Below are 9,785 nucleotides of genomic sequence, written 5' to 3'. Positions count from 1 at the left end.
GGATGGCCTGTTCGAGCGTCCGGCCGAACGGTGTTTCCAGGCCACCGGCGAGGGCCAGCAGGAAGTCCACCAGGTCCCGGTGGATGTCGCCGGTGTCGGCGACCGAGGCGAGGTCCTCGGCGTAGCGCAGCAGGGCTTCGACCACCAGCTCCTCGCGGTCGGGCCAGTTGCGATAGACGCTGGTCTTGTGCACGCCGGCGAACTCGGCGACCTCCTCGTAGCGGAACCCCGCGATGCCGTCGCGCGCCACGAGCTCGACCGTCGCGGCGAGGATCTGCGCCCTCACCCGCGCGTTGCGGCCCCCGGGGCGCCGTGCGGGCGACCGGTCAGCGGTCCCGTCGGCCATCGCCGCGCTCACCTCCTCTTTCTCTGCTCGGGTGCCGATTCTCGTCAGGTGCGGCGTTGCGGTGCAAGCCGGTGGTAAGTAAGCTCGTTAAAAGCGACAGATTGTTTCTTTAAGTGTCGCACGCCCACCTCAGCGAAACCTGGAGCGCACACGTGAACATCCTTGTCTCCGGCGCCGGTATCGCCGGACTCGCCTGCGCACTCGAGCTAGGCACCCGCGGCCACGGCGTCACCGTTGTCGAGTACGCCCGGCATCTCCGGCTCACCGGCACGCCCATCGACATCCGCGGTGACGCGATCGAGGCCGTGGACAGAATGGGACTGCTCGCGAAGATCCAGAAGCAACGGGTCCGGATGTCCGAGCTCACCCAGTTCGTCGACAGCGCGGGCGAGCCGGTGGCCCGGATCCCCATGGCGGAGATCAGCGACTCCGACGACGACATCGAGCTCCTCCGCGAGGACCTCGTGCGCATCCTCGCCGACGCACTCCCGGACACCGCGGTGATCCGCTTCGGCGACTCGATCGAGGCACTGACCGACGACGGCGGGAACGGCGGCGGCGGGAACGGCGGCGGCGGGAACGGCGGCGTCGACGTGCTTTTCGCATCGGGTCGCACCGGGCGGTACGACCTGGTGGTCGGTGCGGACGGCCAGCACTCCGCGGTCCGCAGGCTGGTGTTCGGGCCCGAGGAGGACCACCTCCGGCACCTGGGTGTCTACTTCGCCCTCGCCGACCATCCCGGCGAGGCGTTGTCCGAGGGCGCCAACTCGATATACAACGTCCCCAACCGCATGGCGGGCGTCTTCCGGTACAAGGGCAAGGCCGTCGCCGTCTTCCAGTTCCGCTCGGAACCGATCGCCTACGACCACCACGACCTGGACGCCCAGAAGAAGATCCTCATCGACGCCTTCGCGGGCTACCGGTCGTGGCGGATCCCGGAGTTGCTCGACACGGTCCGCGCCGATCCTGGTTTCTTCTTCACCTCCGCGAGCCAGATCCACCTGCCCTCCTGGCACCGCGGCCGCGTCGCCCTCGTCGGGGACGCCGGGTACAGCCCGGCCTTCCTGTCCGGCCGCGGAACCTCGCTCGCGCTCACCGGTGCCCGCTTTCTCGCCGAGGAACTCGAACGGTGCGGCAACGACCACACCGCCGCGTTCGCACGGTACGAGGCCCGGCAGCGCCCCTACGTCACGTTCGCCCAGGACCGTGTCTACAGCGGTCGCGACCGCATGCTGCCGACCACCTGGGCCGCCATTGCCGCCCGCAACGAGGCGCTGCGAGCAACGCGGACGACGCCCGACGGCCCTCAGCAGACCACCCCCCGACGCGCTGGAGAGAACGCAGAGTGAAAGACACGCTGGAAAAGCCCGCCCCCGTCGCCCAAGAGCAACGCTGGAGCAAGCGGCTCATCCTCTGGGCGGCCGTCCTCACCCTCGCCAACGTCCTGGCCGACGTGGTCATCGGCTCGCCCATGATGGTCTTACCCCAGTTATTGGAGCATTTCGACACCGACCAGGCCGCGTGGCTGAACGCGAGCGCGATGCTGGCAGGGGCCATCTGGTCGCCGCTGCTCGCGAAGAGTTCCGACATCTACGGCAAGCGCCGGATGCTCATCGGCACGCTGCTCCTCGCCTGCGCGGGAGCGCTGGTCTGCCTCGTGGCCCCCAACGTCTGGATTTTCGTGGCGGGCCGCTTCCTCCAGGGCGCCGCCTTCGCCGCGGTCTTCCTCACGGTGGCCCTCGCGCGCCAGATCTGCACTCCGCGGGTGGCGATGGCCCTGGTCGGGCTCGTGACGTCCGGCTCGTCGATCGTCGGAATCATCGAGCCGTTCCTGATGCAGCCGGTCATCGATGTGTTCGGCTACCGGAGCGTGTTCATCGTGGCGGCGCTGCTCGCCGCGGCGGCCGCGCTCTGTGTGCGTTCCTTCATCCCGGAGTCGCCGATCCGCGGCACCGGCCGGATCGACGTGGGCGGGGCGCTCCTGCTCGGCGGCGGCCTCGGCGCGGTGCTCGCCTACACCAGCCTGGGGAGCGACCTCGGATGGCTGTCCGTGGGCATGGTCGCGCTGCTGGCGGCCGGTGCCGCCGGGTTGGCCGGCTGGGCGTTCCTCGCGCTGCGGGCCGACGAACCCATCATCGACATCCGGGCCCTCAGCCGCCCGATCCTGCTGACGCTGCTGGCCCTGGTACTGGCGGCGGGCTCCTTCCGGAGCATGCTGCAACTGACGGGCATCATCGCCCAGGTGCCCCCCGATCTGGGGCTCGGGTACGGGCTGGGCGACGGGGAGGCGGTCGCAGTGCTGCTCGCCGCGCCCAATCTCGGCATCGTCATCGGCGGCACGTGCGCCGGATGGATCGCGGGGCGGTTCGGTCCCGCACTGCCCCTCCTCGGCGGCATCGCCGTCGGGACAGTGGCGACTTTCGCGATGCTGGCGGGCGTAGCGGTGCTCCCTCTGGCGATCGTCTGCGGCGCCCTGCTCGGCATGGCCGCCGGCGCGATCGGCGCCTCCGGCTACAACCTGGCGACGAGCCTCGAAGCGCCCGAGCGGCAGGGCACGATCGCCGGTCTGGTGTCGGTCGTGCTCGCCCTCGGCTCGGTCGTCTTCAACATCGCCGGCGGCGAGGTGCTCAAAGCGACCCACATTCCCGGCACCCTTGCCGACGGTGCCCCGGTGAGCACGGCGACCGGCGTGTACCTCTACGTCGCGCTGGCGGGAGTGCTCTTCGTCCTCGCCACGGTGCCCGCGATCATGCTGGCACGCAGCCGGCGGGAAAAGACGACCTGGGTGGGTGTGACGGACCCTCCCTGACCCTCGCCCGCCGCCCTAGCGTCGCGTCATGAACGCTGAACAATTGATCGCGGACCTGCACGGCCGGTGGGTGTTCGGCTGGGAACGCAACGCGGGGGACGCGCCGTTCGACTTCCGGCGCACCTTCGGCGAGTTCTACGACTTCGGCTCTCCGGACGTCCGCCTCTACGACGACTTCGACCCCGAGCAGCGTGTGGCCACGACAGCCGCCGCGTACGGCTCGATCTGGGAGCCCGGCTTTCACGCGATGGTTTCCGCGCAACATGCCGTCGACGACGGGCCGCACGTCATCGCGGGCCACGATCTGGCCGCGTCCACCCTGACATTCGTAGCGCGGATCACCATGCCCGACGGCACCACGGACATACGCACCACGACCTCGCTGGTCTGGCGCCCGACGCCGGACGGCTGGCGGATCGTCCGCGAACACAACTCGACCACGGTCCTGCCCGCAGGCACCCTCGACGGCATGCTGCCGACGCACGGCACGGGCCGCCCCGCCGTTTCGCGAAAGGGGTGAACCACCCCGGCAGGTGCCCCGTAGAGCCCGGTGTATGCGGCCCGCCCGATGGCCGCGGCGATACGGAGCGACGGAGGGAATCGGCATGGCCGGCGGCAACATCCAGATCAGCCCGGAAGAGATGCAGGAGGCCTCGACCTGGCTGCAGAACCAGAAGGAGCACATGCAGCAGAGCCTCCACGAGGCCAACACCAAGATGGAGGAAATGGTCGAGGCGGCCTACGCGACGCCGGGCTCCGAGACCAAGTTCCGTCCCTTCTGGGAGGAGTACAAGAACGGCACCCAGGAGGCGATCGAAGGGCTGCAGGGCGTCAGCGAGTTCATCAAGCAGGCCGCCGACGCGTTCGTCGACACCGACGACCAGACGTCCGGCTCCATCGGCTGACGTGCCCTGACGTGCCCGGCACGGTCCGGCCCCACCCTCCCTGTGAGGGCGGGGCCGGACGGCCGTAGCAGGAGAGGAGACGCCGATGGGTCGCATCAGCGTTCCCGTGCAGGACTTGAAGGACACGGCCAGGGAGCTCCAGACCATCGGGGATCTGATCGGCAACAGCGCGACCCTCTTCCACGCCGCGGGCGGCCGGGAGGACTTCGAGAGCTTCGTCGGCGACAGCAGGCTCGCGGAGGCTCTCGACGGGTTCGACAAGGCGTGGGTGGCGGGTCACGAACGGGTCCACGACAACGTGAAGAAGTTCTCCGAGAACGCGGACGCGATCTCCGAGAACTTCACGAAGACGGACGACGACGTCGCCGACTCGCTGGACGAATCGAAGAAGGAAGCGTGACAGGAGACGTCATGCGGAAGGGAAAGGCGTCATGACGCATCCGGTCACGGAGCAGCCCGAGGGCGCGCCCGCAGGCTACACGGTGAGGTTCCCCGACTCCTGGTGGCAGCTCGACCTCGACCCGAACACCCGGGACGCGTCGATCCGCCGCCGTATCGAGTCCCAGGTGAAGAAGGCACCGCAGCTCTCCCGCGAGCAGGTGGACGAGCTGATCCGCAGTACCCGGCGCATCGCCCGCGAGGCGCACGCGCAGGGCGCGCTGCGGGCGTCGGGGATGCTCAGGATCCTCAACGCGGGCAGCGGACCCCTGGTGCTCAGCGCCACGACGGCCGTGCTCCGGATCTCCGTTCCCGAGGGTCAGTCGGAGGATCTGGCGGACCTCGTCGTCGCGGCCGGCATGCAGCTCGGCACCCAGGCGGAAGGCACCGGACTGCCCCCCGGCGAGGTGGAGTTGGTGGAACTGCCCCAGGTCGGAGCGGTCGGGCGGATCACCAGGATCGAGGACGTGGACCACAAGGGGACGCCCGTCCCCACCGCGGTGCGGCACACCCTGATCCCGGTGCCGAACAGCCGGGACTATCTGGTGCTCGCCAGCTCCACCCCCAACGTGGATCTGGCGGACCAGTTCTACGAGGTCTTCGACGCGATCGCGGAGTCGTTCCGCTTCGAGGACCCGGCCGGCACGTCCGGCGCAGCGGATCCGGCGGCGGAAGCGGCCGGTGGAGGCCCCATGGGCGAAGCAGACAAGGGAAAGTGAGGTCGCGGCCTTGGCGCGTCCAGCGGTGTCCGAGTGGGAATCGGTTTTCGGGTTCTCGGACGACCCGACTCCGGGTGATGCGGAGGTGCTCGGAGAGCTCGCGAGGAGCTATCGCTCCGTGGCGGACAATGCGGGCGATGCCCTCCCCCTCGTCTCCGGGCTGGAGAACCAGCAGGTGGGCGAGGGCAAGTCCATGGAGAAGCTCCGGGACAAGCTGGGCGACCTGGCCGAGCAAGTGCGCAAGCTGCACAGCTCGTACGACCAGGCGGCCGGCGCGCTGGACACGTATGTCCATTCGCTGCTTGATCAGCAGCGCAATGCCGACAACGCCCTGGAGAAGGGGCGGGAGGCCCAGGAGCGGCTGGCGTCGGCCACCGAGGTGGTGCTCGCGGCCGGTGTCTCCATCGGGCGGCTGGACGGGGCCCACCATCCTCCGGATGACCAGGAGGCGCGGGCGAGCACACGGCGGGCGCTCGACGAGGCCCACAGCAAGCAGTCCGCGGCGCAGACGCAAGCCGATGACGCACAAGCGGACCTCGACGCCGCCCGCATGCTCGCCGAGGACGCACGGCAGGTGCGCGAGGAGGACGCCTCCATCGCGGCCCAGAAGCTGGACGACGCGAAGGACGAGTCGGTCGCGGGCTACAGCCTGTGGGACAAGATCAAGAAGGCGTTCAGTACGGCCCTCGGCATCATCAGCGCGGTGCTGGGTGTCCTGGCCCTGCTGGTGCCCGGCCTGCAGGGGCTGGGAATCGCCCTGACGATCGGCAGCATCGTGGCCGGTGCGGCGTCGTTGGGGATCAACATCTCCGTCATGGCGGAGACGGGCGAGTGGAACATAGCCGAGATCGTGCTCGGCGTCGTGGGCATGGTCGCGGGCGGGGCCGCGCTCCTCAAGGGCGTCGGGGGGATCGGTTCGGCTCTCAAGGGAGTCAAGCCCTCCTCGATCAAGAATCCGCAGGGCGGCACCCGCCTCAACAGCCGGGGCGCGAACAGCCGTACCTGCAAGACCGACCCGGTCGATGTGGCCAGCGGTGAAATGCTGCTGACGCAGACCGATCTGGAGCTGCCCGGCGTTCTTCCGCTGGCCCTCACCCGCACGCATCTCTCCACGTACCGCTACGGCCAGTTCTTCGGCCCGTCCTGGGCCTCCACCCTGGACGAGCGCCTCGAAGTCGACGACCGGGGGAGGGTGTTGTGGGCTCGCGAGGACGGCTCGATCCTGACCTACCCGAGGCTTCCCGCCACCGGGTCGGACGAGCCGGTGTGGCCCGAGGAAGGCCCCCGCCTCCCGCTGACCTCTGCGGTAACGGGCGCCGAGGGGGAGGTCGCCTACCGCATCACCGACCCTCACACGAGCGTCATCCGCGCCTTCGCGGACCATCCCGGTGACGACGGGAACGACTGGTACTGGCTGACCGGGTGGCACGACCGCAACGGCAACGAGGTCACCGTCTCCCGTCTGGAGGACGGCACCCCCACGAGTCTGGTCCACTCGGGCGGCTACCGGGTCGACGTGCACTGCCTCGCCGGGCTTCTGACCCGTCTCACGGTGAGTACGCCCGAGGGCCCGGTCGAGGTCATGTCGTACAGCCATGACGCGGACGGGAACCTCACGCACGTGGCGAACTCGTCGGGCAAGTCGCTGGTGTTCGGCTATGACGACCGGTCCCGCATCACCTCCTGGACGGATCGGAACGACTCCACGTACCGCTACGTCTACGACGACGACAACCGCGTCACGCAGACCATCGGCCCCGAGGGCTACCTCTCCTCACACTGGAGCTACGACCCCGACCGGCACCGGACGCACTACACCGACGCCTGCGGCGCCACGACCGTCCACCAGCTCAACGACCTCCACCAAGTCATCGGCGAGACCGACCCCCTCGGCAACACCACGACCTCCGAGTGGGACCGCTACGACAACCTCCTCGCCCACACCGACGCCCTCGGCAACACGACCCGGTACGAGTACGACAGGGCCCACAACCCGACCGTCATCCACCTCCCGGACGACAGCACCGCGACAGCGTCGTACAACGAGCTGAACCTTCCCACCTCGTCGACGGGCCCCGACGGGACGACGTGGCGGCAGGAGTTCGACGAGTGGGGCAACCTGACCACGGTCATCGCCCCGGACGGCACCACAAGCCGTTTCACCCATCACCCCAGCGGCGCGATCGCCTCGGAGACGGACCCGTCCGGCGCGGTGGTCAGGTACGAGACCGACGGCGCAGGTCTCCCCCTGGCACTCGTCGGCCCGGCCGAGCACAGGGCGACCATCGAACGCGACGCGTTCGGCCGGCCCACGGTGGTGACCGACCCCCTGGGCGCCGTCACCCGCGCCACGTGGACCGTCGAGGGCTTCGTATCGGCGCGTACCACGCCCGACGGCCGGAGCGAGCACCTCTCCTGGGACGGTGAGGGCAACTGCCTGGAGCGCACCGACCCGGCGGGCGGCGTCAGCACCTTCGAGTACACGCACTTCGACAAGCTCGCCGCCCGCACCGGCCCTGACGGCGTCCGCTACGTCTTCGCCTACGACCCGGAGCTGCGTCTCACGCAGATGCTCAACTCGCAGGGCCTGAGCTGGGACTACACCTATGACCGGGCCGGCCGGCTGACCAGCGAGTCCGACTTCGACGACCGCGAAATCGCCTACGCGTACGACGCCGTGGACCGTGTGGTCTCCCACACCACGCCCCTGGGCGAGGAGATCACCTTCCAGTACGGCTCCGTCGGTGAGCTGCTGGCCAAGGACGTCGCAGGAGTGCTCACGTCGTACACGTACGACCCGGGCGGGGAACTCGTCCGAGCGGCTTCCCGCCACTCGACGGTGGAGTTCGAGCGGGACCTCATGGGCCGCCTCCTCGCCGAGACGGTGGACGGCCGCACCACCCGCTTCACCTACGACCTCCTCGGCCGCCGCACTTCCCGCGTGACACCCACGGGCGCCGTCACCGAACTCGGCTACGACGAAGCCGGCCATCGTGAGTCCCTCACCACCGAGGGACACCGGCTGGACTTCAGCCACGACGTCCTCGGTCAGGAACTGGCCCGTGTCTGGGGCGCTGACGCCTCGCCCGTGCGAGCGACGACTGCCTGGGACAAGGCGGGACGCCTCGTCTCCCAGGGTCTCGTCGCCCCCGGCCGTACCCTCCGCGACCGCAGCTACACCTACCGGGCCGACGATCACCTCATGGCCGTAACCGATGCGGTGGCCGGCACGGTCCAGCGGATGGAACTCGACCCTGTCGGGCGCCCGTTGACGGTGACGGCGGATGGATGGAGCGAGTCCTACGCCTACGACCAGGCGGGCAACCAGACCTCCGCGAGCTGGCCGGAGAAGGCCGGCCGCTCCGAGGCCCGCGGCGAGCGCTCCTACACCGGCACCCGCATCGACGCGGCCGGCGCGGTGCGTTACGAACACGACGCCGCGGGCCGCATGGTGCTGCGACAGAAGCGGCGCCTGTCGCGGAAGCCCGACACATGGCGCTACGAGTGGGACGCCAAAGACCAGCTCCTGTCCTGCACCACCCCCGATGGCGTCCTGTGGCGCTACACCTACGACCCGCTGGGCCGCCGCACGGCCAAGTACCGTATGAACACGGATGGTTCGGCGGCCGAGGCCGTCCATTTCACCTGGGACGGCACCCGCCTCGCCGAACAGACCGACACCACCACCGGCGTCATCCTCACCTGGGACTACGAGGGCCACTGCCCCCTCACCCAACTCGAACGCAAGCCCCGCCCCGCCGACGACCTCACCCAGGCCGAGTGGGACTCCCGTTTCTTCGCGATCGTCACCGACCTGGTGGGCACCCCCACCGAACTCGTCGACGAAACCGGCCACATCGCCTGGGACTCCCGCACCACCCTCTGGGGCACCACCACCCGCAACCGCGACGCCACCGCCACCACTCCCCTCCGCTTCCCCGGCCAGTACGAAGACCCCGAAACCGGTCTCCACTACAACTACTTCCGCCACTACGATCCGGAGACGGGGCGGTACGCGTCACCGGATCCGCTGGGGCTGGCACCCGCGCCCAACCCCGTCGCCTATGTCGACGACCCCCGGACGGCCATGGACCCCTTGGGCCTGGCCGTCTGCACGCGCTCCAAGTCCAAGTCCAAGTCGGCGACCGTGGGCAAGAACGGCAAGTCCACCTACCGGAAGACGTTCTTCAACGCCAACCCCGCCCAGCAGGGGAAGCCGCTGGTGATCCATCACGCCGTTGAACAGCAGGCTTTCAAGAGGTACCCGGGCGTCTTCAGGAAGGATGAGATCAACTCCGTGGAGAACCTGCGCGGAATCCCCAAGAAGATCAACAGCACGGTGCACCTGCGAGACATACGCAAGGAATGGAATTCCTTCTACAACAGCAACCCCACGACGACCCCGACGACCAAGCAAGATCTCCTCGACAAGGCAACGGACATCGACAACAAGTTCGGGAAACAGTTCGATCCGCCCGTTCGCTAGAGGGTTCCGTCCTCACTGACATCATTCGCTGTTCCGGGCGTTGCCCCGCATACGAGAGGGCTCCCGCCGACCTTGTCGGCGG

At 69.1% G+C, this 9,785-nt stretch carries 8 protein-coding genes; 7 read left to right on the top strand and 1 reads right to left on the bottom strand.

The window, feature by feature from the left end:
* Positions 1-346, bottom strand: a 346-nt coding sequence (locus tag ACFTZL_RS34305; protein ID WP_382591015.1) for a TetR/AcrR family transcriptional regulator, incomplete at its 3' end; no start/stop codon positions are given.
* Between the two features lie 152 nt (positions 347-498).
* On the opposite strand from ACFTZL_RS34305, the gene ACFTZL_RS34300 reads away from it, so the two are divergent.
* The 7 genes from ACFTZL_RS34300 (at position 499) to ACFTZL_RS34270 (ending at position 9,703) form a co-directional block, all read left to right on the top strand.
* Entirely contained in the window at positions 499-1,695 is a 1,197-nt protein-coding gene (locus ACFTZL_RS34300) for an FAD-dependent monooxygenase (RefSeq protein WP_382591012.1), read from the top strand.
* On the top strand, positions 1,692-3,155 hold the full coding sequence (locus tag ACFTZL_RS34295; protein ID WP_382591009.1) for an MFS transporter: 1,464 nt from the start codon (positions 1,692-1,694) through the stop codon (positions 3,153-3,155). Before ACFTZL_RS34300 ends, ACFTZL_RS34295 begins: the two co-directional genes overlap by 4 nt.
* A gap of 28 nt (positions 3,156-3,183) precedes the next feature.
* Positions 3,184-3,675, top strand: coding sequence for a YybH family protein (locus ACFTZL_RS34290; RefSeq protein WP_382591006.1), 492 nt, complete (start codon positions 3,184-3,186; stop codon positions 3,673-3,675).
* Positions 3,676-3,760: 85 nt separating this feature from the next.
* Positions 3,761-4,060: a WXG100 family type VII secretion target gene (locus ACFTZL_RS34285; RefSeq protein WP_382487805.1), complete on the top strand. Its 300-nt coding sequence runs from the start codon at positions 3,761-3,763 to the stop codon at positions 4,058-4,060.
* Positions 4,061-4,145: 85 nt separating this feature from the next.
* Positions 4,146-4,460, top strand: coding sequence for a hypothetical protein (locus ACFTZL_RS34280; RefSeq protein WP_382591003.1), 315 nt, complete (start codon positions 4,146-4,148; stop codon positions 4,458-4,460).
* A gap of 31 nt (positions 4,461-4,491) precedes the next feature.
* Positions 4,492-5,217, top strand: a complete 726-nt coding sequence (locus ACFTZL_RS34275; RefSeq protein WP_382591000.1) for a hypothetical protein — start codon at positions 4,492-4,494, stop codon at positions 5,215-5,217.
* A gap of 118 nt (positions 5,218-5,335) precedes the next feature.
* Complete coding sequence (locus tag ACFTZL_RS34270; RefSeq protein WP_382590997.1) at positions 5,336-9,703, top strand: DUF6531 domain-containing protein; 4,368 nt, start codon at positions 5,336-5,338, stop codon at positions 9,701-9,703.
* The last annotated feature ends 82 nt before the right edge of the window (positions 9,704-9,785 follow it).

Source organism: Streptomyces sp. NPDC056948 (assembly GCF_042674225.1).
GTDB classification, from domain to species: Bacteria; Actinomycetota; Actinomycetes; order Streptomycetales; family Streptomycetaceae; genus Streptomyces; species Streptomyces purpurascens.
Note: the sequence above shows the minus strand (reverse complement) of the source record. Positions and strands in the feature narration are given on the sequence as shown.

Coding starts and splice junctions, on each gene's coding strand:
- ACFTZL_RS34285 (WP_382487805.1), top strand. CDS start 3,761: ATGGCCGGCGGCAACATCCAGATCAGCCCGGAAGAGATGCAGGAGGCC.
- ACFTZL_RS34275 (WP_382591000.1), top strand. CDS start 4,492: ATGACGCATCCGGTCACGGAGCAGCCCGAGGGCGCGCCCGCAGGCTAC.
- ACFTZL_RS34290 (WP_382591006.1), top strand. CDS start 3,184: ATGAACGCTGAACAATTGATCGCGGACCTGCACGGCCGGTGGGTGTTC.
- ACFTZL_RS34280 (WP_382591003.1), top strand. CDS start 4,146: ATGGGTCGCATCAGCGTTCCCGTGCAGGACTTGAAGGACACGGCCAGG.